Genomic DNA, 23,691 nt, shown 5'->3' with positions numbered 1-23,691 from the left:
CACGGAATGCGGACGTCGAATCGGCTTACCGGATGCGAATGACGCATCGGCTCACCGGATACGAACGCCGAATCGGCTCACCGGATACGAACGCCGAATCGGCTCACCGGATACGAACGCCGAATCGGCTCACCGGACACGAACGCCGAATCGGCTCACCGGACACGAACGCCGAATCGGCTCACCGGACACGAACGCCGAATCGGCTCACCGGACACAAGCGCCGAATTGGCTGACGGCCGGGGAACCCCGAATGCGCTCGCGGGACGCGAACGCCCAATGGACTCACGACACTTCGAGTCGCGATCACGACCGACCCCGCGGCCCGTGATCGCGACTCGTCCTCGTAGGTCAGATCAGCCGGAACCCGGCGCCCGGCCCGGCCTGACGGTCGATGTCCCGCAGCACCATCTGAATGTCGGTGGCGGCGTCGGGCTGGTGGATGACGTCGCCCGCGCCCTGGCAGGACGGCAGCGGGACGGTGATCGGCCCCACCTGGAAGTCCTTGCCCGCCACCACCATTCCGATCAGCTGATCGCCGCGCAGCACCGGCGACCCGGAGTCACCGTGATCGGCACACACATGGCTGGCGAACCACGCCGGATGCGTCTCCCACACGATGCCGCAGGTGAAACCGGTCGTGCGACCGTTCTTGCAGACATTGTCACCGACCCCCGGCGCGCCCCCGACGCCATTGATCTCCGATTGGGTCACCCGACGCGTCGGCACCACCCGAGCCGGATCGAATTCGATCACGGCCCAATCCATTTCCTCGCTCTTGGCGGTGATCCGACCGACCACACCGGCCTTCGGGTCGTACTCGGCCAGCAACCGCGACCCGACCTGCCCGCAATGCCCCGCGGTCAACCCGACGAGCCGATCCGCCCCGTCCCGCCCCACCGCCGTCAACGTGCAATCCGCGGCCATCCCCGGATCATCCAACTGCTCCACGATGATCCCCGAGCCACCCCCCAACGTCACCGGATCCGCCGCCCCGGCACTCCCACCCCCGACCAAGCTCCCGGCCACAGCCGTAACCGCCACAACACCCCACCCGAAAACCCGCCCCACACCGAACATATCCATCTCTTTCCACAACCGATTCCGACCATCGCCGCACAACCCCGAGCTCCCACGCAATGGTTCGAAACCGCCCCTGGCAGAAAGCATTCCAGCATGCCGCAACGCTGAACGGCCGAACATTACCAGCAAACCCACCCCACCCGCACCCCCCAAAAAACCACGCCCCCAGGCCCACCACCCTCAGCCACAAACCGACTCCCCCGGCACCCTTACCCTCACCGGAAACCCGCTCGCGCCAGGACCGCTCTCCACACCCGCTCAACCCCTCCCCTCGCCCCCTTCCAAACCCCCGCTACCCAAAGGTTCACCACCCCAGCCGCACCCTTTATCTGGATCCGCACCCTCTACAAGGTGTGCGAATCCCAACAAGGGGTGCGGCTGGGGTTGCCGAACACAGCACAGCCGCACCCTTTATCAGGATCCGCACCCTCTACAAGGCGTGCGAATCCCAACAAGGGGTGCGGCTGGGGTTGCCGAACACAGCACAGCCGCACCCTTTATTCGGCGTCGCACACCTTGCAGGGGGTGCGTTTACCGAGAAGAGGTGCGGCTGGGGTGCAGGTTATTTGCCGCCCTGGCTGGCTACCGCGGCGGCGCCGGCTGCGGCGGCTTCCGGGTCGAGGTATTCGCCGGGGCCCGTGGGGCGGAGGTTCTCGTCGAGTTCGTAGCGGAGGGGGATGCCGGTGGGGATGTTGAGGCCGGCGATGTCGTCGTCGGAGATGTTCTCCAGGTGCTTGACCAGGGCGCGGAGCGAATTGCCGTGGGCCGCAACGAGAACCGTCTTGCCCGCGCGCAGTTCGGCGGAGATGGTCGACTCCCAGTAGGGGACCATGCGGGCCACGACGTCCTTCAGGCATTCGGTCGCGGGGACCTCGTCCGCGGCGTACCGGGCGTCGCCGTCCTGGCTGTACTCGCTGCCGGGCTCGATCGGGGGCGGCGGGGTGTCGTAGCTCCGGCGCCACAGCATGAACTGCTCATCGCCGTACTTGTCCCGTACCTGAGCCTTGTTCTTGCCCTGCAACGCGCCGTAGTGCCGCTCGTTGAGACGCCAGTCCCGGATGACGGGAATCCAGTGCCGGTCGGCGGCGTCGAGGGCGATATTGGCGGTGCTGATCGCGCGGCGCAGCAGCGAGGTGAACACGATGTCGGGGAGGATGTTCCGCTCGGCGAGCAGCTCCCCGGCGCGCTTGCCCTCGGCCCGGCCCTTGTCCGTCAGATGCACATCCACCCAGCCGGTGAACAGGTTCAGGGCGTTCCATTCGCTCTCGCCGTGGCGCAGCAAAACGAGGGTGTACGTCATGCGGTCATCCTGCCACGGAGCCGATGCCGCTGCTCACCGGCCTACGCGGGTTCGGCCTCGGCGAAGCCGACGACCACCTGGTGCCGACGGTCGCGCACCGCGACGACGAGCCGTAGCTGCTCGCGTTCGGCGTCGACCTCCCGCACCACCCCGCAGACTCCCTGGAACGGTCCGCTGGGCACGAAAACCACATCACCAGGACAGAATTCGGCAGGCACCCGAGTCACGCTAACCGAGCGGAGTGACGCGAGCCACGACCCGCGCGCGACGAATTTCGCCCGGGCGCGTCGTCGTAAGGGGCATGAGCGACACGACCCCCTCCCCCAAGGGCCCCGCCTCCTACTTCCCCTCGATCGAGAAGAAGTACGGCCGCCCGATCGCCGAATGGCTGGAGCTGATCCGAACCTCGGAACTCACCAAACATATGGAATTGGTGGCCTGGCTGAAGAGAGAATACGGACTCGGCCACGGTCACGCCAACGCCCTCGTGGCCCACGCCCGCGCCGCCTGACTCAGTCGTACTCGTCGGCGGTCGCGTGCCCGGCCGCCAGCACACCCGCACCGACGAGCGTGGCGCCGTTGGTGATTCGCGACTTGACCACCCGCAGCCCCCGCGTGAATCCCAGCCGCGCGTGCTTCGCGATCGCGGCCCGCAGCGGATCCCACAGCGGCGCACCGGATTCCGCGAACCCACCGCCGATCACCACCCGATCGATGTCGAGCAGCGCCGCGGCGGACGAAATCGCCTGTCCCAGAGCGGTTCCCGATCGAGCCAGCGCGGCGAGCGCGATCTCGTCCCCCGCCCGCGCCGCCTCCGACAACTCCACGCCCGTGTTCCCGCCCCACCCCCGCGACCGCGCCCACCGCACCGACGACATCCCGCTGGCCACCGCCTCGACGCAGCCCACCCCGCCGCAACCACACGGCTCCTCCCACCCAGGCACCACGATGTGCCCGATATGACCCGCGTTTCCCGTGCGCCCCACCGCGACCCGGCCATCGATGATGATCCCGCCCCCGATCCCCGACGAGACCGTCATCGCCAGCCCGTCCCGCAACCCCCGCAACCCGCCGAGATGATGCTCGGCCAACGCCAGACACGCCCCATCGATCGCGAACCGAATCACCGCCCCCGGGAACAACTCCTGCACGGCGGCCACGATCGGAAACCCATCCCGCCACTCCGGAATGTTCAACGGCGACGCCACCCCCGACCGCACATCCACCGGCCCCGCCGACCCGATTCCCACCGCCGAAACCCGTTCCGCCCCCGCCACCTCCACCAACAACCCGCGGCAAGCCTCCCAAACCCCCTCCCCCGGCACCTTCACCTGCCGAACCTCCCGCACCGCCCGCCCCCCGTGCACCACCCCCGCCGCCAACTTCGTCGCCCCGATATCGAGAGCCAGCACGGCCATGGCATTCACCTTCCCTCGTCGTCCGGCCATGAGCATGCCGGTACCCGAGACCGATCGCCAGCACCGCAACCCCAGCCGCACCCCTTATTCGGATCCGCACCCGTTGCATGGCCCTGCAAGGGGTGCGGATTCGAATAAAGGGTGCGGCTGGGTTCGTCGGCCTGGGGGTTAGGCGTCCTCGTCTACCAGGTGTTCGAAGGCTCTCAGGTTTTTGAGGGATTCGCCTCGGGAGACTCGCCATTTCCATTCTCGGCGGATGGATTCGGCGAAGCCGAGTTCGAGGAGGACGTTGAAGTCGGCGTCCACGGCCTCGAGGATCTGGCCGAAGATGCGGTCGAGTTCGTCGGGGGTGATGGCGTGGGTGGAGGTGCGGCCGACGAGGTAGATGTCGCCCACTCGGTCGAGGGTGTAGGCGACGGCGTAGAGGCGGCGGTTGCGGCGGAGGAGGAATTTGTAGACGCCCTCGAAGTTCTCGTCGGGTTTGCGGCAGACGAAGCATTCGAAGCGGGCGCCGTGTTTGCCGACCGTGAGCATGACGGTCGTCTTGAGTTTCCGTTCGCCGGGCAGGACGACGATGAAGGTGTCCTCGCCCTCGCGGGTGTATTCGATCTCGCGGTCGCGCAGGGTGTCCTCGACGAGGTCGGGGATCGTGTCGTCGCTCACCGGCGCACCGCTCCTGTCCGGCGCCGCCACAGCGCCCGCGATCTGGCTTGATTGCTCTCCGAGAGCAACGTACCCGGCCCGCGCGAGCGCACACCTCGATACCGGGCCAGCGCCTCGGCGTAGCTGTCCAGCAAACCCTCGGCGGTGTGCTCCCAGGAGAATTCGGCGGCGTGGTCCACCGCGGCGATGCCCATGTGCCGCAAGCGAATCGGATCGTTCAGCAGGCGGCGCAGCGCCGCCGCCCACTCCGCGGTGGAGTGGTTGGGCACGAGCAGGCCGGACACGCCGTCGCGCACCGCCGTGCCGAGACCGCCGACGTGCGCGGCCAACACCGGCGTCCCGCTGGCCTGCGCCTCGATGGCGACCAGGCCGAACGATTCGTTGTAGCTGGGCACCGCCACCAGATCGGCGGCGCGGTAGATCCGCACCAGCCGCTGTGGCGGTTGCGGCGGCAGGAAGGTGACGCGATCGGCGATGCCGAGTTCGGCCGCCAGCTCGATGAGCGCGTCGGGCCGTTCCAGCCCGGTGCCGGACGGACCGCCCACGATCAGCACCCGCAGTGCGCGACCGGGTTCCTCGGCCAGTACTCGCGCGGCCGCCCGGACCAGCACATCGGGCGCCTTGAGCGGCTGGATCCGGCCGACGAACGCCACGACCTGTTCGTGCGGGAGCAGGCCCAGTTCGGTACGGGCGGCGGCACGATCGCCGGGGCGGTAGCGGGCGAGATCCGCACCCGGAAGGACCACATCTATGTGTTCGGGATTCGCGCCGTACAGCTCGGTCAGCTGCCGGGCCTCCTCGGCGGTGTTGGCGACCAGCCGATCCGCCTCGGCGGTGATCTGCTTCTCGCCGACCTCGCGGGCGGGCGGTTCGGGGACGTCGCCCTCGGCGAGATAGGCGTTCTTCACCGCGGCCAGGGTGTGCGCGGTGTGCACGAGCGGCACCCGCCAGCGGTCGCGGGCGAGCCAGCCGATCTGGCCGGACAGCCAGTAGTGCGAGTGGATGAGGTCGTAGTGGCCGGGCAGGTGCCGGGCCTCCTGCCGCAGCACCTCGGCGGCGAACGGGCACAGCTGGGTGGGCAGATCGTGTTTGTCCAGGCCCTCGAACGGGCCCGCGACCACATTGCGGACCAGGACGCCGGGCGCGGCCTCGACGACCGGTTCGTCGTTGGAGGAGGTGGCTCGGGTGAAGATCTCCACCTCGACCCCGCGGCGAGCCAACTGGATGGCGGTCTGCAGGACGTAGACGTTCATCCCGCCCGCGTCGCCGGTGCCCGGCTGCGCGAGGGGCGAGGTGTGCACCGACAACACGGCGATCCGATTCGGCCGTAGGTCCGCGCGTTGACTCACTCCTCCAGTGTGCACGTCCGAGGGAATTGCCCGATGCGACCTCCACCACCTAGTGACACCCATCACAAGCCGGGCCAACCGCCGAATGGGCACGCCCGCACCGAGCTTCCGGCGGACCGATCGGCAAATCCGCAGCGACACAGCGGCGGCCGACGTGCCCGTCCGCGAAACCGGGCTTCGCTCAAGACCTTCGGTGTGTCGGCTCACACCTGTCGAACGATGTCGCGGGGGTCCTGGTTCGAACCGGACCGGACGCGGGCAAAACCTCAGTTCAGTGCGTCGACGAAGCCGCTCACCTCGGCGACGAATCGGTCGGCGTCCTCGATGAACAGGCCGTGCTGCGCGCCCTCCCAGTAGGAGGCGCGTACGTCGGGTGCGGTCGCGGCGATGTAGCGGCCGTTGCCGATCGGGACGACCGGATCCTCCGTGCCGTGCAGTACGAGCACCGGAATGTCAAGGGCGCGAAGGGTTTCGGTGTTGTCGACGGTGCGGTAGAACAGCGCCTTGCGGACCCGGGGCGGGGTCGAGAGGCTGCCGCCGAAGAGCCGTTGCGCGTCCGGCCCCTTGTCGACGCCGCCGCCGGTACCCGAACTGCCGAAGGCCGACAGGCCGCGCACCGCCCGGCCCGCGCGGTCGGAGAACGCGTCCGGAATGGCCTGCCGCATGGCAGAACCCATCTCGGCCCCGGGGACGTCGCGGCCGATATTGGCCTGGGACCCGCAGTAGACCACGCCCGCGACCGCACCCGTCCCGTAGGCGGTCAGATAGTCGGTGAGCACGATGCCGCCGTAGGACCAGCCCAGCAGCACCGCGCCGGTCTGAATTTCCTCGCGTGCCAGCACGGCCGCGACGTCGGCCGCCCAGTTCTTCGGGTCGTCGTAGCCGGTCTCGGGAGCGCCGGAGTAGCCGTGGCCGCGCAGATCGACGGCGACGACGCGATAGCGCTGTGCCAGCTCGGCGGCGGCCGCGCCCCAGTTGAGCAGGTTGCCCGCCCAGCCGTGCAGCAGGATCAGCGGACGCGCGTCGGCCGGTCCGGTCACGCGGTAGACGATGCTGGTTCCGTCGGCGCTCACGACTTCCCGAATCATGCCGAATAGGCTAATCGGGACGGGAAACTTTAAGCTCGGGCGCATGAGCACTCGTACCGCTGTCGTGACCGGGGCCAGTTCGGGGATCGGCGAGGCCACCGCCCGTGAGCTCGCGAAACAGGGCTGTCATGTGGTGGTCGGCGCGCGGCGGGTGGACCGGTTGGAGCGGTTGGCCCGCGAGATCGGCGGGACCGCGCTGCCGCTGGACGTGACCGACGAGGATTCGGTGCGGGCGTTCGCCGACGCGGTCGAGCGGGTCGATGTGCTGGTCAACAATGCCGGGGGCGCGAAGGGCCTGGCGCCGGTCGCCGAGGCCGATCTCGACGATTGGCGCTGGATGTGGGAGACGAATGTGCTCGGCACGCTGCGCATGACCAAGGCGCTGCTGCCCAAGCTGATCGACTCCGGCGACGGCCTGATCGTCACGGTCACCTCGGTGGCCGCCCTCCAGCCCTACGACAACGGCGCCGGCTACACCTCGGCCAAGCACGCCCAGGCCGTCCTGCACCGCACGCTGCGCGGCGAACTCCTCGGCCAACCGGTCCGCCTCACCGAAATCGCCCCCGGCGCAGTCGAAACCGAGTTCTCCCTGGTCCGTTTCGGCGGCGACGCCGACCGCGCCGCCAAGGTCTACGAGGGCATCGACCCGCTCGTGGCCCAGGACATCGCCGAGATCATCGGCTTCGTCGCCACCCGCCCCGCCCACGTCAACCTCGACACCATCGTCGTCAAGCCCCGAGACCAGGCCGACGCGGGCCGCTTCGCCCGCCGCGCCTGACCCGCTCGCTTCGCTCGCGGGTACAAGGGGTGTTGCGCTGGTTTTGGGGTGATCCGCAGCACTCCGTGCGGCGTGCTCGCACGGATATAGGACTCCGCCCATACAAGGGAGTCCCGAAAAGCCAAGGGCCCCAATCGAACCCGGGAGCGAAGCGGCCGGGTCAGTTCCCCCCGCGCACCGGCCCCGGCGGTACCGGTGTCGCCGACACCACCGACGACGGCTCCCCGTGCAAGGCGGACATTGTCTGCCAGGTTTCCCAGTCGATCGTCCAGTCGTAGATGTCCCCGTCCGCGGCGGAGAGGGCGATGGAGGTGCCGGTGACTTCGACCGGGTCGCCGTACATGGCGGTGGGGAAGTACTTCTGGGCGTCGGTGGTGCTGAGGTTGATGCAGCCGTTGGTGACGTTGGAATTGCCTTGGGCGGAGGCGGATTCGGGGTTGGCGTGGATGAATTCGCCGTTGTTGGAGATGCGGACGGCCCAGCGTTCGCGGACGTTGGTGTAGAAGGGCGGGTTCGACATCATGAAGTCCTCGTATTTCTCGGTGACGACGTGGATGCCGGAACGGGTGACGTTGCGGGCCTCGTTGCCCTCGCCGTAGCTGCAGGCGAAGTCGAAGATCGTGTCGCCGTCGCGGACCACCTGGACGCGGTGGCTGGGGGCGTTGCCCTTCACGATCTGGGCGCGGCCGATCTTGAACTGCGAGGTGAGGTCGGAGTCGCCGAAGACGCCGTCGGCCAGTTGCAGGCCGTAGAGCTTGGCGGACAGGCTGACCTCGGTGCCGGGGGCCCAGTAGTTGCGCGGCCGCCAGTGGGCGCGGGAGCCGCCGTTCTCGTCGGGGAGCCAGGCCCAGCCGCCCTCGGTGGGCGGGGTGGTGGTGACCGTGAGGGCGCGTTCGGCCGCGGCCTTGTCGGCGACGTGCTGTTTGAACTGCAGGATGATCGGCGCGGCGATGCCGACCTCCTGGCCGTCGCCGATATTGATGGTCGCGGGCACGGTCTGCTTGGGCGACACCGTGGTGAACTTGCCCTCGATCGGCACGGACTTGTTGTCGGTACCGACCGCGGTGCCCGACCAGGTGTAGGTCACGCCGTAGCCGAGCGGCTCGGTGATCTTGAAGCCGGTCTTGTCGGGCGAGAGTTCGCCCTTGACCTGTTTGCCGTTGGGATTGTTCAGCGCCACCTGGTCGATCCGGCCGTTGGCGACCGAAACCGACACGGGCGCGGTGGGATTGATGTCCGTGCCGCCGTTGCCGGGATCGAACGTGACCTTGGCCACGGGCGCCTTGTCCTTCGGCGCCGCCTTGTCGCCCCCGCCGTTGCCGCTCGAACATCCGGCGACCAGGGCGGCCGTGGCCAGCTGGGCCATCCCGACCAGCAGGGCACGTCGACTGGTGACTTCTCGAATGCTCACTTCCTCGAATTTACCGTCAGAGCGAGACTCCGACGGTCACGGGCTCGGGCTCGAGCCTGATGCCGAACCGCTCGGCGACCCCGTCGCGCACCGCGCGCGCCAGCTCAACGAGGTCGGCGGCCGTGGCCGCACCCCGGTTGGTCAGGGCCAACGTGTGTTTGGTGGACAGTCGCGCGGGCGCGTCCGGCCCGGGGAAACCCTTGGCGAATCCGGCCCGCTCGATCAGCCAGCCCGCGGAGAACTTCACACCCCCGGCCGCGGGATAGGTGGGAACGGTGACGTCGCCCACGTGCGCCGCGATCGCCGCCCGCACCTGCGCCTCGCGCTCGAACGGCACCACGGGATTGGTGAAGAACGAACCCGCGCTCCAGGTGTCGTGATCGTCCGGATCGAGCACCATGCCCTTGCCCGCGCGCAGCCGCAGCACCGCCGCGCGCGCCTCGGCCGCCGGACGACTGTCGCCCTCGGCCGCGCCCAGCGCCTGGTACAGCTCGCGGTAGCGCAGCGGCGCGCTGGAACCGTCGGCGCGCAGGGCGAATTCGACCCCGAGCACCACCGCGCGGTCGCTGTGCTTGAGAACCGAAGTGCGATAACCGAATCCGAGCTCGTCGGGCGACACCCAGCGGACCTCACCGCTCGCCCGGTCCAGCAGCCGCACCCTCAGCAGCAGCTGCGCGACCTCGACGCCGTAGGCGCCGACGTTCTGCACCGGCGTCGCCCCCGCGGACCCCGGAATCCCGGACAGGCACTCCAGCCCGCCGAACCCGGCCGCGACGGTCGCGGCGACCACCGCGTCCCAGTTCGCGCCCGCCTCTGCCACGACCCGATCCGGCCCGATATCCACGGCACCGGCCGTGATCCGCACCACGACCCCGCCGAATCCGCCGTCGCCGATGAGCAGATTCGACCCGCCCGCCAGCAACAGCACCGGAATCCCCGCCGCGTCCAGGGCGCGCACGGTGGCGACGAGCGCGTCGATCGAGTCGCAGTCGGCGACGGTCGCCGGGCCACCGACGCGCAGGGTGGTCAGGTCCGCGAGCGGCACCGAATTGCGCACCCGCGCACCGGTTGCCGTGAGCAGCGCGCTCACTTCCTCGAACGGCACCACCTGGGATGTACGCACGAGCACAGACGGTACCGTGTTCGGTCATGGCGACACCCTTGGCGTACACCGCTCACTACTCGCATCCGGCCGCCGCCGTGCGTGCGGCGATCGCCGACGAGCAGTATTGGAAGGACCGCCTCGCCGAGGTCGGCGGCCCCGGGGCCCGCCTGGACGGATTCGAATCCGACGGCGAGCGGCTGCGGGTGCAGATGGTCCAGTCCATCCCGGCCGCGGAACTGCCCGACGCCCTCACCGCCGTGCGCCCGGGGGATCTGATCATCCCCCGCACCGAGACCTACGAGGGCAGTTCGGGCGTCTTCGAGGCCCACGTCGAGGGCGCGCCCGCCCAGCTGCGCGGCACGGTGACACTCACCGGCGACGACAGCTCGGCGACGATCGTGGTCGACGGCTCGGTCGAGGTGAAGGTGCCGTTGTTCGGCAAGAAGATCGAGGCCGTGGTGGCCGAGAAGCTCACCGAACTGCTGGCCTCGGAGGCGGAGTTCACCGGCAATTGGATCGCCGCGAATCGGTAGCGATCGCGCATGACCGGAGCGGCGGCCCGGATCGGGCCGATCGGGCACGGTACATTCAGCGCCCATGGCCCGTCGACTGGACTACTCCGCTCGCTACCGGCTGCACACCACCAAAGAGGTGTACGCGGCACTCGCCGACCGCGCCTACTGGGACGCGCGCATGGAGGAGATGCGCAAGTACTCCCCCAACGACGTCGTCACGCTGGACGCCGGGGACGGCGGCATCGAGGTGGTGCTGCGGCATGTGCTGCCGCGCGAGATGCTGCCCGACGCGGCGCAGGCGGTGATGCGCAAGGACATGGTGATCACCCGCAAGGAGACCTACGGGCCGTTCGCGCCCGAGGTCACCGGCGAGTACAGCGCGGCGATTCCGGCGGGCCCGGGCAGTCTGGGCGGCACCATGCACCTGTTTCCCACCGACACCGGCTGCACGCTGCGCACCTCCTCCACCGCCAAGGTGTTCATCCCGCTGCTCGGCCCGAAACTGGAGCAGCTGATGTTGATCAATCTCGTCGACCTGCTGCGCGCCGAGGCGGAGTTCACCACGCGCTGGCTCGACGAACGGAATCCGACGGCCTGACCCGTTCGGTGGCATGCGCGATCACGGACAGACCCGGCCCGTCGGGGCGATCACCCGCGGCACCACGGGGCGAAATCGCCTGCGCCGCAGCGACAGATGGCTGACACACCACGACCTCGTGACCGCCCGGCTGCGCGCCGCGACCGATCCGCTGGTGGTGGATCTGGGTTACGGCGCGAGCCCGGTGACCACGCTGGAGCTGGCCGCCCGGCTGCGGCGGGTGCGCCCGGACGTGCGGGTGGTGGGGCTCGAGATCGATCCGGCGCGGGTGGTGCCGGGCCGCGACGGCGTCGAATTCGCCCGGGGCGGTTTCGAATTGGCGGGGCTGCGCCCGATTCTGGTGCGGGCGTTCAACGTTCTGCGGCAGTATCCGGAAACGGCCGTGCCCGAGGCGTGGTCGACCGTGCTCGCGGGGCTGGCGCCCGGCGGTCTGCTGCTCGACGGCACCTGTGACGAGGTGGGCCGCCGCTGCGCCTGGGTGCTGCTGGACCGCTCCGGTCCGCTGTCGCTGACGCTGGCCTGGGACCCCTTCACCGTCGAGCGGCCGTCCGATCTGGCCGAACGGCTGCCGAAGGTGTTGATCCACCGCAATATTCCGGGTGAACGCGTGCACGCGCTGCTCGCCGCGGCCGATCGGGCCTGGGCGCACGCCGCGCCGCTGGCCCCCTACGGTCCCCGGGTGCGGTGGCGCGCGGCGGCGGACCTGTTGCGGCAGCGAGGTTTTCCGGTGCACGACCCGCGCCGCCGCCTGCGCGACAATGTACTGTCGGTACCGTGGGCGACCGTCGCGCCGGGATGAGACTCACACCCGTTCGAGCGCGTGCCGGATGCGCAGGGCACTCCGCTGCGGCAGAGTCATTGCGGCCGAACGCAATTCGTTGCCAGCGCAGCGGTTGATGGCGACCGCGTCGGCCACCACCTCGTCGAGCGCGGCCTGACCGATACCGGTCTCGGCGAGATCGAGGACGGTCCGCAGGGGCGTGGTCACCAGAAACGTTCCGGCGGACTCGACCTCGTCACCGCGCAGCACCCGGCGCAGCACGACCAGCTTCGGGGCGCTGGGGACGCGGCCGCCCGCCGCGGACAGGTGCACGAATCGCGGTCGCAACCGGCCGATTCCGTGCAGTTCGGCGGCGCTGTGATGGGAGACGGCCGCCTTGCCCTCGAACCAGGCCGACCACATGGCGAATTCGTCGAGCGGGCCCTCGGGCCAGTCGGCCATCCGCAACAGGCCCACGCCCGCTCGGAGCACGCGACCGTCCTCGAGGGCCGAGCGGATGCGCTCCTCGCAGCCGGTGCGCAGCACGAGCCGGGTGGTGAAATATCCGGCGTGCCGCCCCGCGAGTCGCCGCAGTATCGACCAACCCCGTTCGGGATCACGAATACTGCTGGCGGCGGCTTCCCCGGACATGTGATCCAGGCTACGCCCGGGGTTGTGCGGAATGTCACAATTCGTCCGGCTTCGTCGAATCCCTTCACCGGCCCCACAGAACCGGCTCAGAAAGCTCGGGAAGAATCGCTGCCATGAGTTCGACTCCCCCTGATGGACGCCCGCGCAACGTGCGACGGATCGTGCTGATCCTCGGGCTCGTCGTCGTGCTCGCGCTGGTCGGCACGGCCGCCGCCGCGGAGACCTACTTCCGCCGCCAGAGCTCGAATTGCATCTCCGCGCAGGTGGAGAAGGAGCTGGGCTCCAAGGTCGACATCCACTTCGGCCCGAAACCACTGCTGCTCACCGCCGTCGACCACCAGGTCCAGTACGTCGAATTGACCAGTGACGACGCCAGTTTCGGCCCGGCCCAGGACATGCGGGTGCGCGCCCGGCTCAACGACATCAACCTCATCGACAACGGCCGCGGCGGCGCCACGGTCGACAACTCCAGCGCCGACGCGACCTGGAGCAACGAGGGCATGGCGAAGACGTTGAGCGGCTTGGTCTCCGGCGTCCAATCCGATCCGAGCACCGGCACCCTGGATGTGAAGGTGCTGGGCGGGCTGGCCGATCTGCGGCTGCTGCCGCGCGTCGTCGGCGACCAGATCCAGGTGACCACCCAATCGGCGCAGCTGTTGGGCCTGGGCCTGCCCACCGATCTGGTCGACGGCATCGTGCAGACGATGACCGAGAGTCTCCAGAGCTATCCGCTCGATCTGAAGCCCACCGACGTCAAGGTCACCGACACCGGCATCGAGGTGAAACTGACCGGCGGCGCGACCAAGCTGGAGGGCGGCGACGGCCGCTGCTGATCAGACCGGGAAGCCGTCGAGCACCGCGGCCGAGCGGGACAGCCCGAGCCGGGTGGCGCCCGCGGCGATCAGGTCGGCGGCGGCCGCGGCGGTGCGGATGCCGCCGCTGGCCTTGATGCCCAGCCGTCCGCCCACGGTCTCGGCCATCAGGCGCACCGCGTGCACGCTCGCGCCGCCCGCGGGGTGGAAACCGGTGGAGGTCTTGACGAAATCGGCCCCGGCGCGTTCGGCCGCGCGGCAGGTCTCGACGACGGCCGCGTCGGGCAGCGCGGCCGCCTCGATGATCACCTTGAGCAGGGCCCGGTCCCCGATCGCCTCGCGCACGGTGACGATATCGGCCAGCACGGCGTTGTAGTCCCCGGCGAGCGCGGCCCCGACGTCGATGACCATATCCACCTCGGCCGCGCCCTGATCCACCGCCAGCCGCGCCTCGGTGCCCTTGACCAGCGAATGATGTTTGCCGGACGGGAAACCCGCGACGGTGGCGACGACCAGGCCCGGAGCGCGGACCGGCAGCATCGACGGCGACACGCAGATCGCGTACACGCCCAGGCGACGGGCCTCGGCGATCGTCTCGTCCACCTGTTCGCGGGTGGCCTCGGGCGCGAGCAGGGTGTGGTCGATGATCGCGGCCACCTCCCCGCGGGTCGGCGCGCGATTCCCGGATTCGCTGGAGGTCTCCGCCATGGGGCAGAGTCTGACACATATGCGTTGCGAGCGGCCTCGGCCGTCCCGCACACTCGAAGCAGAGACGGCCCCGGGCGGGCCCATCATCGGGGAGGAGAACGACACGGTGCTGATTCGTCGGGAACGGACCGGCGACATCCCCGCTGTCGACGCGGTCCATCGCGCCGCCTTCGCATCGGGCGGACCGGCCGAACCGGCCGAGGTCGCGCTGGTGCACCGGTTGCGCGGCGATCCGGCCTGGATGCCGACGCTGTCGATGGTCGCGCAGTTCGGGGAGGCCGTGGTCGGACACGTCTGCCTCACCCGCGCCGGAGTCGGGCCGTTCCCGGTGCTGGCGCTCGGGCCGATCGGGGTGCTGCCCGATCGGCAGGGGGCGGGGGTGGGATCGGCGCTCGTGCACGCGGCCCTCGGTGCGGCCGACGCCCTGGACGAACCCCTGGTCGGACTGCTGGGCAGCCTCGACTACTACCCGCGGTTCGGGTTCGTGCCCGGCGCGCGGCTGGGCATCGTCCCCGACGAACCGAGCTGGGCGACGCATTTCCAGGTCCGGGCGCTGAGCACCTACGAGACCGGCATCGTCGGCGAATTCCGTTACGCGGAGCCGTTTTACGCGCTCTGACCCGGCCTCGCCCGGTCGCGCCCGTTCCACCTGCGAGGATGGGGTCCATGAGTGCCGTCCCCGCCGACTCCGACGACCGTCGTTACACGCTCGCCCTGGGCTGCCCGGACCGGCCGGGCATCATCGCGCGCATCACGTCCTTCATCGCCGAATTCGGGGGGTCGATCGTGGAGGCGGGGTATCACTCCGATCCCGAATCGGGCTGGTTCTTCACCCGGCAGGCGCTGGCGGCCGCCACGGTCCCGTTCGGGCTCGACGAGTTGCGTGTCCGGTTCGCGGCCGTCGCGCGGGAGTTCGGGCCGCAGACCGAGTGGCAGCTGCTCGATTCGGCGGTGCGCCGCCGGGCGGTGCTGCTGGTCAGCCGGGACGGGCACTGCCTGCACGATCTGCTGGGCCGCGCGGTCAGCGGCGAACTTCCGGCGACCATCGAGGCGGTGATCGGCAACCACCCGGATCTGGCCGCGATGACCGAGGCGCACGGGGTGAAGTTCCATCACGTGCCGTTCCCGAAGGATCCCGCCGAGCGCGGGCCGGCCTTCGCGCAGGTCCGCGAACTCGTCGACGCGCACGAGCCGGACGCGGTGGTGCTGGCCCGGTTCATGCAGGTCCTCCCGGCCGAGCTGTGCGCGCACTGGGCGGGGCGGGCGATCAACATCCACCACAGCTTCCTGCCGTCGTTCGTGGGTGCGCGGCCGTATCACCAGGCGTTCGCGCGCGGGGTGAAACTCATCGGGGCGACCTGTCATTACGTGACGGCGGAACTGGACGCGGGGCCGATCATCGAACAGGACGTCATCCGCATCGACCACGGCGACACCGTGCGCGACATGGTCCGCCAGGGCCGCGACATCGAGCGGGTGGTGCTCGCGCGCGGGCTGCGCTGGCATCTGGAGGGGCGGGTGCTCGTGCACGGCCGCCGCACGGTGGTGTTCAGCTGAGCGGCAGGCCAAGACCGGGCGCCCTTGACCGGCCTTGGCTGGCAACGCGGTCGCCCGTGCTGCCGCCCCGTCCCCCGGCTGACGTCGGGGAAGTCTGCTGCCTCCAGTGTCCGCTTCTCGGACACCGTACGCCCGTTACGATGCGGCGGCACCGCCCGGACGCAACCGGGGCACGGTCGTCTGGGCGACACGGATCAGGCGGCGCAGCTCGGCGTTGAACGCGTCGGGCGCCTCGATATTGGGCAGATGCCCGGTCGGCAGGACGGTGAACCGGTCCAGGGAACCGTTGGCGGCCAGCAGCTCCGCGATCTCCTCGGAGTGGACGCGCGGCAGCAGTTTGTCGTGCTCACCGGCGATCACGCTGGTCGGCACGGTGATGTGGGCGGCGGCCTCGGCGAGGTCGAGGGTGGTCAGATCGCGCGCCACCGCGCCGCGGACCATCGGGTTGCAGGAGCGGATGATCGACAGCCCGAACGCCGCCGCCTCCGCCTCGGCGGTCGGGCCCATGATGCGGTTCTTGAACAGCTCGCGCACCGCGACCGATCCGGGCAGCGGCAGCGGGGCGCCGAACAGCGCCTGCGCCAGCCACACCGGCGCGGGCACCACCTCGTTCAGCAGCGGAATGATCTTGGCGCGCCCGGTGATTCGGCCCGCGGCGGTGGTGGCGAGCATGATCGCCGAGGCGCGCGTGGCGACCTGCTCCGGAAACCGTTGCGCCCAGGCCTGAATCGTCATGCCGCCCATGCTGTGGCCGACCAGCACCGCGCGCCGCCCGGGCGGCAGCACCGCGTCCAGGACGGCGGACAGATCCTCGGCGAGCCGGTCCGGGCCGAAACGCTCGGTGCCCGAGGTGGATTCGCCGTGCCCGCGCTGGTCGTAGGCGACCACGCGGTAGTCGGCGGAGAATTCGTTGATCTGGGGGTTCCAGTACTCGACGCAGCACGACCAGCCGTGGATGAGCACGATCACGTCGCCGTCCGCGGGACCGTAGGCGTGCACCCGCAGGCGAGCCCCGTCGGCGGTGGTGACGGATACGACGTCCGGCGACGGCGCCACGTTCAGCGCGGCCGTGGCGTAAGTGCGCGACCGCAGCCGCGCGCTGTAGGCGGCGTTGAGGGCGTCGACCCCACGGCGGATGCCGGTCCCCGGCAGCTTCACCAGCATGAGCACTCCTTTGTGTCCTCGCGCACACTACCGCGCTAGCCGTAGTGCTTGCTAGTGCAAGCGGCAAAAAGATCGTTTCGCCGCCCACATCCCGCTTCCCCCGAATACCCGATCGCCGCAAGGCAATTCGCCGGCATCCCCGGAAGGACGGAGAAGTTTTGTTATCTGGAACACATATCGGAGCGGACCCGGGCGACGCTACGGGCCTCCCCGGTAACGAATCGCGAACGATCGCGGCCGCTGGAGCGGCTAGGCCGTGGCCTCGCGCACCGGCGCGAAGGTCGCGTCGAGCACCTCGCCGAGTTCCTGGTTGAACCGTTCGTACTGCTCGACATTGCCCAGATGTCCGGTGGGCAGGACCACCAGCTTCACGAATCCGCCCGACTCCCGCAGCATCTCGACGATGCGCTCGGAGTGCACGACCGGGGTCATATCGTCGGCGGAACCCGCGATGACGGTGGTGGGCACGGTCAGATTCAGCGCCGCGCGGCCGAGGTCGAGTTCGGCGAGCAGGATGCCGAACTTGGCGCGCACCCGCGCGGGACAGGACCGCACGATGGCCATGGCGAAGTCGGCGACGTCCCCGGTCGAGGCCAGGCTCATGATCTGGCGGCGGAACACCCAGCGCACCGCGCGCAGCGGCGGGAACGCCAGCGGCGCGCCGAGCCCGAGGCGGCCGAGCAGATCCGGCAGCGCGACCAGGCCGCGGTTGAACAGCGGCACCACGGTCGTCTCGGCGATCAGGCCGTGCGGGGCGGTGTTGGTGAGCACCACGGCGGCCGCGCGCTGGGTGACCTGTTCGGGGTAGCGGCCCGCCCAGGCCTGAATCGTCATACCGCCCAGGCTGTGCCCGACGAGCACGGCCCGCTGGCCCGGCCGCAGCGTCGCGTCGAGGACCGCGGACAAATCGTCGGCCAGCAGATCGGTGTCCACCCGGCCGTCGCCGAATTCGCTCTCGCCGTGGCCGCGGTGGTCGTAGGCGATCACGCGGTAGCGCCCGGCGAACTCGTTGATCTGGGGATTCCAGTACTCGAGGCAGCAGGTCCAGCCGTGGACCAGGACGATCACGTCGCCGTCGGCGGGACCGTAGGCGTGCACCCGCAGCCGTACCCCGTCGACCGCGGTCACGGGCACGACCTCGCGGGGCGCGGTCGGGGGGTTCAGCGCGGCGGTGGCGTAGACCCGAGTGCGCAGGCGGGCGCGATGGACGAGCATGCGCTCGTGCACCCGACGCGCGAGACCCGCGAACGGGTTGGGCGGCGTTGCCGACATCGGGCACTCCTTTGTGTGTTACTCAGTGCCACAGTAACTCAAGCCCGAAGTGCTTGCTAGTGCTAGCAGGAGTCACCAGCGCGGCCCGCGCTGGATCTCGTCCACCTTGGGGCGCACGTCGGCCAGGTAGACGCCGGTGGCGACGACCGCGGCGATGCCGATCAGGCCCACCGGGGTGCGCGCGAGGAACAACAGTCCCAGCGCCACCGCGAGGATGGTCACCCAGATCGGCTTGGTCAGCTTGTCCACGGCGGTGAAGGCGTCGGCACGCTGCCGGATGGCGTGGACCAGCGCGAAGATGGTCGCCCCCATAGCCGCCAGCCACAGCAGCCAGATGATTGCACTTGTCAGCTGGTACACACTTCCCATGATAGAAGCAACGCCCCCGCGCGGAGTGCTCGCGCGGGGGCGGTAGGGGTCACCCTCTGGTCGCCGTTACTCGGCGGGGGTGGTCTTCTTGGCCGCGGGGGCCTTCTTCGCGGGCGCCTTCTTCGGGGCGGCCTTCTTGGCGGGCTCGGTCTGCTCGGTCACCGAGACGACCTCGGCCTCGACGGCGTCGGCGGCCTCGTCGGCCTCCTCGGCGGCCCGGCCCAGCAGGCCGCGGGCCTGGACGGTGACCTTGCCCAGGATGTCCTCGACCCGGCCGAACTGCTCGTCGAACGCGGTGTTGGTCTCGCGCAGCTTGCCGACCCGCACCTCACCGCGCCCGGCCAGATCCTGGTACAGGTCCAGCAGCTGGTGGTAGTACTGGTCGACGACCCGGCGCAGCTCCTCGGGGGTCAGCTTCTCGCGCAGCTCGGCGACGTCGTCGGGCAGTTCGGCGGGCAGGGCGGCGAGGCGCTGACGCAGCGTCCCGAACTGCTCCTGGGCGTCGGCGGGCAGGTTGGCGAGCCGCTCGCGGGCCTCCTCGACCCGGCCGGAGACGTCGGCGGTGGCCGCGCGCTCCCGGAGCCGGTCGACGGCCTCGGTGACGGCGTTGAACAGGGCGTCGCCCGCGCCGACGGTGGCGTAGAGCGGCTTGGTGACGGTGGCGTTGGCTTGGGTCATGATGTTCCGTCCTCCTGGCGTGGAACTTCGGTCGGTGTGCCATGGGTGGCGTGCTGCGGAACCTCGTTGTCCCTGTCTCCCCCGGGAACGCCCCCCGCCGATTCCGGCGCGTCCCCTCCGAGGCCGTTCCCCGCGTTCTCGCGACGGAACGACTCGTAGATGTCCAGCAGGACCTGCTTCTGCCGCTCGGTGATTCCCGTTTCGGCCAGCAGGGCGTCCCGGACCGGGCTGTGCGGCCTCTGCTCGAGATAGCCCGCCCGCATGTACAAGACCTCCGAGGAGACCCGCAGACCCTTGGCGATCTGCGCGAGCACCTCGGCGGACGGGTTGCGCAACCCGCGCTCGATCTGGCTGAGGTACGGATTGCTCACCCCCGCCAGCTGAGCGAGCTGGCGTAGCGAGACCTGCGCGGCTTCCCGCTGCGCACGGATGAAGCTTCCGATGTCGTGCGCCGCGTTGGCTACGCGGGCCACCTTCGGCTCGGAACCCTCGGCATCGTCTGCCATCACTCACCTTCCGGCGGTTGTACTGTCGAGTCTAGGGCGTGGTGCTAACTCTTGCAAGCGCCCTGCTAGCACTAATTTCGATCGGATTCTCGGACTACGCCGACCAACCCGGGAACAGCAAATGCGAAACGGCGTAGATCGCCAGTCCGGCCAGCGAACCCACCACCGTTCCGTTGATGCGGATGAATTGCAGATCGCGACCGGCCTGCAATTCGATCTTGGAACTCGCCTCGTCGGCATCCCACCGCGCCACCGTATCGCTGATCAGCGTCGCGATCTCGGAACCGTAGTTCGACACCAGATATCGGACGCCGCGTTCGGTCCAGCCGTCGATCCGACCGCGCAGTTCCGGCTCGTCGACCAGCCGCTGGCCGAGTTGCTGCACGTTCTCGGTGATCTTGCGGCGCAGGGTGCTGTTCGGATCGTCGGCCGATTCCAGGATCATCCGCTTGGCGGCCCGCCAGGTGGCCTGGGCCATGCCGGTGATCTCCTCGCGGCCCATGATCTCGGTCTTGACCCGTTCGGCCTTCTTGATCATGGCGTCGTCGTACTGGAGATCGTGCGCGAAATCCTCGAGGAACCGGGTCGCGGCCAGGCGCACCTCGTGATCGGGCTGGGAGCGGACCTTCCAGGTGAATTCCACCAATTCCCGATAAATGCGCTCGGACAGCAGGACGTTGACGAATTTCGGCGCCCACGACGGCGCGTCGCGCATGACGATCCGGTCGATCGTCTCCTGACTGCCCAGCGCCCATTGATGGGCCCGCTCGGCGAGCAGATCCAGCAGGGGGGCCTGGCGGTTCTCGCCGAGCAGTTCGGCGAGCACCCGGCCGATCGGGGGACCCCACAGGGGTTCGGCGATGCGTTTCACGATGGTGTGATCGATCACCTGCTCGACGTCCTCGTCGCGCAGCGCGCCGATCACCGCGCGCAGCAGCGTGGAGGTCTCCTCCGAGATCCGGGCCGCGTGCGCGGGCTGCGCGGTCCAGCGCCCCAGCCGCAGCGAGATCTGGGCCGAATTCACCTTGGCCACAACGGTTTCCGGCGACAGGAAGTTGGTCCGCACGAAGTCGCCGAGGCTCTCGCCGAGCTGGTCCTTCTTCTTGCGGATGATCGCGGTGTGCGGAATCGGCAGACCCAGCGGATGCCGGAACAGGGCGGTCACCGCGAACCAGTCCGCCAGCGCGCCGACCATGCCCGCCTCCGACGCCGCGCGCACGTATCCGACCCAGCCGCCGCCGATTCCGCGCGAACCCAGCCAGCAGCACACCAGATAGATCACCGTCGCCGCGAGCAGGAATCCGGTCGCGACGGCCTTCATCTTGCGCAGGTCACGCCGCTTTCCGCTCTCGTCCATGAGATCGGCGAACGAGCCCGCCGGCACCGCCGGGCGCGTCTGGGTCGCAACGGGGACACTGCCGGGAGATTGCTCCATAACCCCATTCTGCTGGCTCGCCGAACCTCCCTCGCTTCTTCCCTGCGCGCGCGGAAAAAGACTTAAGCTGGGAGCGGCCCGCACACCCCCCGAGGGAGGAGTCCGCCCTGTCCACCGAAGACCTCGTCGAAGTCGAGGAACGAGCCGCACGCCCCGGCGCGAGCGCTCCGGCGCGCACGGGCCGAGTGGACGGCCGCAAGCGGCGCTGGCATCAGCACAAGATCGACCGGCGCGAGGAACTCGTCGACGGCACCCTGGCCGCGATCCGCAAGCGCGGCGGCGATATCGGGATGGACGAGATCGCCGCCGAGATCGGCGTCTCCAAAACCGTGCTGTACCGGTACTTCTCGGACAAGAGCGATCTGACCCGAGCCACCATGGAACGCTTCGTGGAGACCACGCTGATGCCGCGCATCTACGAGGCGATCAGCGACGACCTCGACGAATACCAGCTGGTGCGCAACACCCTCGCCGCCTACGTGCACACGGTCGACGCCGACACCGACGTCTACCGCTTCATCATGGGCAACGGCTCGAGCACCGACAAGTCGACCCTCGCCGACTTCGAGAAGCTGTTCGCCGACGTGGTCGCGGCCGTGCTGCGGGACAAGGCGTTCGACCGCGGCGTCTCCACCGAGGGCGTCATGCTCTACTCCTACGTCCTCGTGGGCGGCGTGCAGCTCGCGACGGACTGGTGGATCACCAACCGCGCCATGACCGCCGACAAGATGCTCGACCACATGACGATGATGGCGTGGAGCGCGATCGAGGGCATGGTCCGCGCGGGCGGCTCGCCCGAGGAGTTCAACGCCCAGCCGCACGCCTTGCCCGCGCCCCGCGGCTGAATCCGCCGCGCGGACGATCCCGCCGGTCGTATTCCGCGCCGCAACATTCCGCGCTGCGGTAATCCGCGGTGTGCGCATCCCGGCAACCCTTGACCCGGGCTGCCATGATCGGCAGCCTGTTAGCAGACTGCAAACGCTGGTCGAGGAATACGCAGAGAGGCGGAGTAGCTCTCCATGGCGAAAGAGTTGCCGACGTCCCGACTCGCGCGCGGAACGAAGCTGGGGGTGGCCGTCGCCGGTAACGTCATCCGCGCCCAACGGACCCGGCGCTCGATGCGCGGCCGCTCCGAGGCCGTCCGCGCGCGCATGGCCGAGGAGTCGATGATCCGCTCGACCGAGCAGATGGTCATGGTGCTGGGCACCATGAAGGGCGTGGCCATGAAGCTCGGCCAGATGCTGTCGGTGCTCGATCTCGATCTCGTCCCCGCCGAACATCGCGAACGCTTCCAGCGCCGACTGGCCGTGCTGCGCGACAGCGCGCCGAAGGTCTCCTTCGAGACCATGTGCGCGGTTGTCGAGGAGGATTTCGGCCGCCCGCTCTCCGAGGTCTTCGCCGAATTCGAGGACGAGCCCATCGCCGCGGCCTCGATCGGCCAGGTGTACCGGGCCCGCCTGCACGACGGGCGGCAGGTCGCGGTGAAGGTGCAGTACCCGGGCATCGATGTGGCCGTGCGCGCGGACCTGAAGAACCTGGCCATGTTCCGTCGCATCCTCCAGTCGGCGATGCCGTGGGTGACCCCGGCCGTGCTCGACGAGCTGCGGCTGAATCTGGAGAGCGAACTCGACTACGTGGCCGAGGCGCGCACCCAGTACGAGATCGCGACCCTCTACGCCGACCACCCGTTCATCGTGGTGCCCAAGACGATGCCGGAGCTGTCCACCACCCGCGTGCTGGTCAGCGAGTACTTCCCCGGCCACGGGTTCGACGAGATCCGGGCCCTGCCGGCCGCCGAACGCGATCGGGTCGGGGAGATCATCTACCGCTTCTACGTCGGTTCGCTGTTCACCTTCAACGAGTTCTGCGGCGACCCGCACCCGGGCAACCTGCTGCTCGGCGACAACGGGCGGGTGGCGTTCCTGGACTTCGGTCTCTACAACCGGATGGATCCCCAGCACGTACAGGCCGAGATGGCCGGCATCCGCTACGCCGCCGAGGACCGCGCCGAGGAGTTGTGGCGGCTGCTGATCGACCGCGGCGTGATCGAGGAGCCCGACGAGGTCACCCCCGAGGAGGCGCTGGAGTACGTGCTGGCCGCCTGCGAATGGGTCGTGGTCGACGAGGAGCTGACCATCACCCCCGAATTGGCAAGCGGCGCTTTCGTTCTCGCGGTCGATCCGCGCGCGGCGGAGTACGCGGGCATGAAACAGCAGAACCTGCCCCCGGAGCATCTGTTCTCCCGCCGCGCCGATTTCCTCACCTTCGGCGTGCTCGGCCAGCTCGAGGCGACCGCGAACTGGCATCGCATCGCCCGCGAATGGCTCTACGGCGACCCACCGGTGACCGAATTGGGCAAGCTCCATCATTCGTGGCTGGCGCAGCACCCGCAGACGAAGAAGAATTCCTCCCGGGCGGGCACCGCCCGCAAGAAGTCCGGCACCACCAAGCGGCGCAAGGCGTAGCTCCAT

The 23,691-nt window shown here is 69.4% G+C and carries 27 protein-coding genes; 10 read left to right on the top strand and 17 right to left on the bottom strand.

The window, feature by feature from the left end:
- Positions 1–351: 351 nt before the first annotated feature.
- The 3 genes from ACFYTQ_RS11370 to ACFYTQ_RS11360 all read right to left on the bottom strand — a co-directional run bounded on the left by ACFYTQ_RS11370 (position 352) and on the right by ACFYTQ_RS11360 (position 2,601).
- A complete protein-coding gene (locus ACFYTQ_RS11370; protein WP_387359423.1) occupies positions 352–981 on the bottom strand; it encodes a S1 family peptidase in 630 nt (209 codons plus the stop codon).
- Between the two features lie 664 nt (positions 982–1,645).
- Positions 1,646–2,383 carry a phosphoglyceromutase gene (locus ACFYTQ_RS11365; RefSeq protein ID WP_387359421.1) on the bottom strand — a complete coding sequence of 246 codons (738 nt, stop codon included), beginning with the start codon at positions 2,381–2,383 and terminating at the stop codon, positions 1,646–1,648.
- A gap of 41 nt (positions 2,384–2,424) precedes the next feature.
- Positions 2,425–2,601 carry a hypothetical protein gene (locus tag ACFYTQ_RS11360; RefSeq protein WP_387359419.1) on the bottom strand — a complete coding sequence of 59 codons (177 nt, stop codon included), beginning with the start codon at positions 2,599–2,601 and terminating at the stop codon, positions 2,425–2,427.
- A gap of 83 nt (positions 2,602–2,684) precedes the next feature.
- Here ACFYTQ_RS11360 and ACFYTQ_RS11355 point away from each other — a divergent pair, with 83 nt between their 5' ends.
- Positions 2,685–2,894 (top strand): DUF4287 domain-containing protein, encoded by a 210-nt coding sequence (locus ACFYTQ_RS11355; RefSeq protein ID WP_387359417.1) that lies wholly within the window; start codon positions 2,685–2,687, stop codon positions 2,892–2,894.
- Position 2,895: 1 nt separating this feature from the next.
- On the opposite strand, the gene ACFYTQ_RS11350 is transcribed toward ACFYTQ_RS11355, so the two are convergent.
- From ACFYTQ_RS11350 to ACFYTQ_RS11335, 4 genes are all read right to left on the bottom strand, one after another.
- Positions 2,896–3,801, bottom strand: a complete 906-nt coding sequence (locus ACFYTQ_RS11350; RefSeq protein WP_387359415.1) for an ROK family protein — start codon at positions 3,799–3,801, stop codon at positions 2,896–2,898.
- Between the two features lie 168 nt (positions 3,802–3,969).
- A complete protein-coding gene (locus ACFYTQ_RS11345) occupies positions 3,970–4,464 on the bottom strand; it encodes a YbjN domain-containing protein (RefSeq protein ID WP_387359413.1) in 495 nt (164 codons plus the stop codon).
- Positions 4,461–5,876, bottom strand: a complete 1,416-nt coding sequence (gene mshA / locus ACFYTQ_RS11340) for a D-inositol-3-phosphate glycosyltransferase (RefSeq protein WP_387359411.1) — start codon at positions 5,874–5,876, stop codon at positions 4,461–4,463. The genes ACFYTQ_RS11345 and mshA overlap by 4 nt, the downstream gene beginning before the upstream one ends.
- A gap of 203 nt (positions 5,877–6,079) precedes the next feature.
- Positions 6,080–6,901 (bottom strand): alpha/beta fold hydrolase, encoded by an 822-nt coding sequence (locus ACFYTQ_RS11335; protein ID WP_387359409.1) that lies wholly within the window; start codon positions 6,899–6,901, stop codon positions 6,080–6,082.
- A 43-nt stretch (positions 6,902–6,944) separates the two neighbouring features.
- On the opposite strand from ACFYTQ_RS11335, the gene ACFYTQ_RS11330 reads away from it, so the two are divergent.
- Positions 6,945–7,679 carry an SDR family NAD(P)-dependent oxidoreductase gene (locus ACFYTQ_RS11330; RefSeq protein WP_387359407.1) on the top strand — a complete coding sequence of 245 codons (735 nt, stop codon included), beginning with the start codon at positions 6,945–6,947 and terminating at the stop codon, positions 7,677–7,679.
- Positions 7,680–7,839: 160 nt separating this feature from the next.
- On the opposite strand, the gene ACFYTQ_RS11325 is transcribed toward ACFYTQ_RS11330, so the two are convergent.
- Positions 7,840–9,045, bottom strand: a complete 1,206-nt coding sequence (locus ACFYTQ_RS11325; protein ID WP_387360165.1) for an Ig-like domain-containing protein — start codon at positions 9,043–9,045, stop codon at positions 7,840–7,842.
- 61 nt (positions 9,046–9,106) lie between these two features.
- Entirely contained in the window at positions 9,107–10,195 is a 1,089-nt protein-coding gene (locus tag ACFYTQ_RS11320) for a UDP-N-acetylmuramate dehydrogenase (RefSeq protein ID WP_387360163.1), read from the bottom strand.
- A 44-nt stretch (positions 10,196–10,239) separates the two neighbouring features.
- On the opposite strand from ACFYTQ_RS11320, the gene ACFYTQ_RS11315 reads away from it, so the two are divergent.
- From ACFYTQ_RS11315 to ACFYTQ_RS11305, 3 genes are all read left to right on the top strand, one after another.
- Positions 10,240–10,728 (top strand): DUF2505 domain-containing protein, encoded by a 489-nt coding sequence (locus ACFYTQ_RS11315; RefSeq protein ID WP_387359405.1) that lies wholly within the window; start codon positions 10,240–10,242, stop codon positions 10,726–10,728.
- A 64-nt stretch (positions 10,729–10,792) separates the two neighbouring features.
- Positions 10,793–11,308: a DUF2505 domain-containing protein gene (locus tag ACFYTQ_RS11310; protein WP_387359403.1), complete on the top strand. Its 516-nt coding sequence runs from the start codon at positions 10,793–10,795 to the stop codon at positions 11,306–11,308.
- A 13-nt stretch (positions 11,309–11,321) separates the two neighbouring features.
- Positions 11,322–12,107, top strand: coding sequence for a class I SAM-dependent methyltransferase (locus tag ACFYTQ_RS11305; RefSeq protein WP_387359401.1), 786 nt, complete (start codon positions 11,322–11,324; stop codon positions 12,105–12,107).
- Between the two features lie 3 nt (positions 12,108–12,110).
- On the opposite strand, the gene ACFYTQ_RS11300 is transcribed toward ACFYTQ_RS11305, so the two are convergent.
- Entirely contained in the window at positions 12,111–12,719 is a 609-nt protein-coding gene (locus ACFYTQ_RS11300; RefSeq protein ID WP_387359400.1) for a hypothetical protein, read from the bottom strand.
- Between the two features lie 113 nt (positions 12,720–12,832).
- Here ACFYTQ_RS11300 and ACFYTQ_RS11295 point away from each other — a divergent pair, with 113 nt between their 5' ends.
- A complete protein-coding gene (locus ACFYTQ_RS11295) occupies positions 12,833–13,552 on the top strand; it encodes a DUF2993 domain-containing protein (protein WP_387359398.1) in 720 nt (239 codons plus the stop codon).
- Here ACFYTQ_RS11295 and deoC read toward each other — a convergent pair whose 3' ends face one another.
- The gene (gene deoC, locus ACFYTQ_RS11290; protein WP_387359396.1) at positions 13,553–14,239 is read right to left on the bottom strand and encodes a deoxyribose-phosphate aldolase; all 687 of its coding nucleotides are present in this window, start codon (positions 14,237–14,239) and stop codon (positions 13,553–13,555) included.
- Positions 14,240–14,345: 106 nt separating this feature from the next.
- Between deoC and ACFYTQ_RS11285 the strand changes: the two genes are divergently transcribed.
- Positions 14,346–14,858: a GNAT family N-acetyltransferase gene (locus tag ACFYTQ_RS11285; RefSeq protein WP_387359394.1), complete on the top strand. Its 513-nt coding sequence runs from the start codon at positions 14,346–14,348 to the stop codon at positions 14,856–14,858.
- A gap of 47 nt (positions 14,859–14,905) precedes the next feature.
- Positions 14,906–15,796, top strand: coding sequence for a formyltetrahydrofolate deformylase (gene purU, locus ACFYTQ_RS11280; protein WP_387359392.1), 891 nt, complete (start codon positions 14,906–14,908; stop codon positions 15,794–15,796).
- Between the two features lie 135 nt (positions 15,797–15,931).
- On the opposite strand, the gene ACFYTQ_RS11275 is transcribed toward purU, so the two are convergent.
- The 6 genes from ACFYTQ_RS11275 to ACFYTQ_RS11250 form a co-directional block, all read right to left on the bottom strand.
- Complete coding sequence (locus ACFYTQ_RS11275) at positions 15,932–16,960, bottom strand: alpha/beta fold hydrolase (RefSeq protein WP_387359390.1); 1,029 nt, start codon at positions 16,958–16,960, stop codon at positions 15,932–15,934.
- Between the two features lie 249 nt (positions 16,961–17,209).
- Complete coding sequence (locus ACFYTQ_RS11270; protein WP_387359388.1) at positions 17,210–18,232, bottom strand: alpha/beta fold hydrolase; 1,023 nt, start codon at positions 18,230–18,232, stop codon at positions 17,210–17,212.
- 72 nt (positions 18,233–18,304) lie between these two features.
- Positions 18,305–18,601, bottom strand: a complete 297-nt coding sequence (locus ACFYTQ_RS11265; RefSeq protein ID WP_387359386.1) for a DUF2516 family protein — start codon at positions 18,599–18,601, stop codon at positions 18,305–18,307.
- A 66-nt stretch (positions 18,602–18,667) separates the two neighbouring features.
- Complete coding sequence (locus ACFYTQ_RS11260) at positions 18,668–19,279, bottom strand: heparin-binding hemagglutinin (protein ID WP_387359384.1); 612 nt, start codon at positions 19,277–19,279, stop codon at positions 18,668–18,670.
- A complete protein-coding gene (locus tag ACFYTQ_RS11255; protein WP_387359382.1) occupies positions 19,276–19,785 on the bottom strand; it encodes a helix-turn-helix domain-containing protein in 510 nt (169 codons plus the stop codon). The genes ACFYTQ_RS11260 and ACFYTQ_RS11255 overlap by 4 nt, the downstream gene beginning before the upstream one ends.
- 94 nt (positions 19,786–19,879) lie before the next feature.
- Complete coding sequence (locus ACFYTQ_RS11250; RefSeq protein WP_387359380.1) at positions 19,880–21,220, bottom strand: DUF445 domain-containing protein; 1,341 nt, start codon at positions 21,218–21,220, stop codon at positions 19,880–19,882.
- A gap of 185 nt (positions 21,221–21,405) precedes the next feature.
- Between ACFYTQ_RS11250 and ACFYTQ_RS11245 the strand changes: the two genes are divergently transcribed.
- Positions 21,406–22,065 carry a TetR/AcrR family transcriptional regulator gene (locus tag ACFYTQ_RS11245; RefSeq protein WP_387359378.1) on the top strand — a complete coding sequence of 220 codons (660 nt, stop codon included), beginning with the start codon at positions 21,406–21,408 and terminating at the stop codon, positions 22,063–22,065.
- Between the two features lie 174 nt (positions 22,066–22,239).
- Positions 22,240–23,685: an ABC1 kinase family protein gene (locus ACFYTQ_RS11240; RefSeq protein ID WP_387359376.1), complete on the top strand. Its 1,446-nt coding sequence runs from the start codon at positions 22,240–22,242 to the stop codon at positions 23,683–23,685.
- Positions 23,686–23,691 lie beyond the last annotated feature (6 nt).

This window comes from Nocardia sp. NPDC004068, from assembly GCF_042874315.1.
In the GTDB taxonomy this organism is placed as follows: Bacteria; Actinomycetota; Actinomycetes; order Mycobacteriales; family Mycobacteriaceae; genus Nocardia.
Note: the sequence above shows the minus strand (reverse complement) of the source record. Positions and strands in the feature narration are given on the sequence as shown.

Bases quoted from the DNA above. Each gene is read 5' to 3' on its own strand.
- ACFYTQ_RS11365 (WP_387359421.1), bottom strand. From the start codon at position 2,383: ATGACGTACACCCTCGTTTTGCTGCGCCACGGCGAGAGCGAATGGAAC.
- ACFYTQ_RS11355 (WP_387359417.1), top strand. From the start codon at position 2,685: ATGAGCGACACGACCCCCTCCCCCAAGGGCCCCGCCTCCTACTTCCCC.
- ACFYTQ_RS11350 (WP_387359415.1), bottom strand. From the start codon at position 3,801: ATGGCCGTGCTGGCTCTCGATATCGGGGCGACGAAGTTGGCGGCGGGG.
- mshA (WP_387359411.1), bottom strand. From the start codon at position 5,876: ATGGGTGTCACTAGGTGGTGGAGGTCGCATCGGGCAATTCCCTCGGAC.
- ACFYTQ_RS11335 (WP_387359409.1), bottom strand. From the start codon at position 6,901: ATGATTCGGGAAGTCGTGAGCGCCGACGGAACCAGCATCGTCTACCGC.
- ACFYTQ_RS11330 (WP_387359407.1), top strand. From the start codon at position 6,945: ATGAGCACTCGTACCGCTGTCGTGACCGGGGCCAGTTCGGGGATCGGC.
- ACFYTQ_RS11325 (WP_387360165.1), bottom strand. From the start codon at position 9,045: ATGGCCCAGCTGGCCACGGCCGCCCTGGTCGCCGGATGTTCGAGCGGC.
- ACFYTQ_RS11315 (WP_387359405.1), top strand. From the start codon at position 10,240: ATGGCGACACCCTTGGCGTACACCGCTCACTACTCGCATCCGGCCGCC.
- ACFYTQ_RS11310 (WP_387359403.1), top strand. From the start codon at position 10,793: ATGGCCCGTCGACTGGACTACTCCGCTCGCTACCGGCTGCACACCACC.
- ACFYTQ_RS11305 (WP_387359401.1), top strand. From the start codon at position 11,322: ATGCGCGATCACGGACAGACCCGGCCCGTCGGGGCGATCACCCGCGGC.
- ACFYTQ_RS11300 (WP_387359400.1), bottom strand. From the start codon at position 12,719: ATGTCCGGGGAAGCCGCCGCCAGCAGTATTCGTGATCCCGAACGGGGT.
- ACFYTQ_RS11295 (WP_387359398.1), top strand. From the start codon at position 12,833: ATGAGTTCGACTCCCCCTGATGGACGCCCGCGCAACGTGCGACGGATC.
- deoC (WP_387359396.1), bottom strand. From the start codon at position 14,239: ATGGCGGAGACCTCCAGCGAATCCGGGAATCGCGCGCCGACCCGCGGG.
- purU (WP_387359392.1), top strand. From the start codon at position 14,906: ATGAGTGCCGTCCCCGCCGACTCCGACGACCGTCGTTACACGCTCGCC.
- ACFYTQ_RS11275 (WP_387359390.1), bottom strand. From the start codon at position 16,960: ATGCTGGTGAAGCTGCCGGGGACCGGCATCCGCCGTGGGGTCGACGCC.
- ACFYTQ_RS11270 (WP_387359388.1), bottom strand. From the start codon at position 18,232: ATGTCGGCAACGCCGCCCAACCCGTTCGCGGGTCTCGCGCGTCGGGTG.
- ACFYTQ_RS11265 (WP_387359386.1), bottom strand. From the start codon at position 18,601: ATGGGAAGTGTGTACCAGCTGACAAGTGCAATCATCTGGCTGCTGTGG.
- ACFYTQ_RS11260 (WP_387359384.1), bottom strand. From the start codon at position 19,279: ATGACCCAAGCCAACGCCACCGTCACCAAGCCGCTCTACGCCACCGTC.
- ACFYTQ_RS11255 (WP_387359382.1), bottom strand. From the start codon at position 19,785: ATGGCAGACGATGCCGAGGGTTCCGAGCCGAAGGTGGCCCGCGTAGCC.
- ACFYTQ_RS11250 (WP_387359380.1), bottom strand. From the start codon at position 21,220: ATGGAGCAATCTCCCGGCAGTGTCCCCGTTGCGACCCAGACGCGCCCG.
- ACFYTQ_RS11240 (WP_387359376.1), top strand. From the start codon at position 22,240: ATGGCGAAAGAGTTGCCGACGTCCCGACTCGCGCGCGGAACGAAGCTG.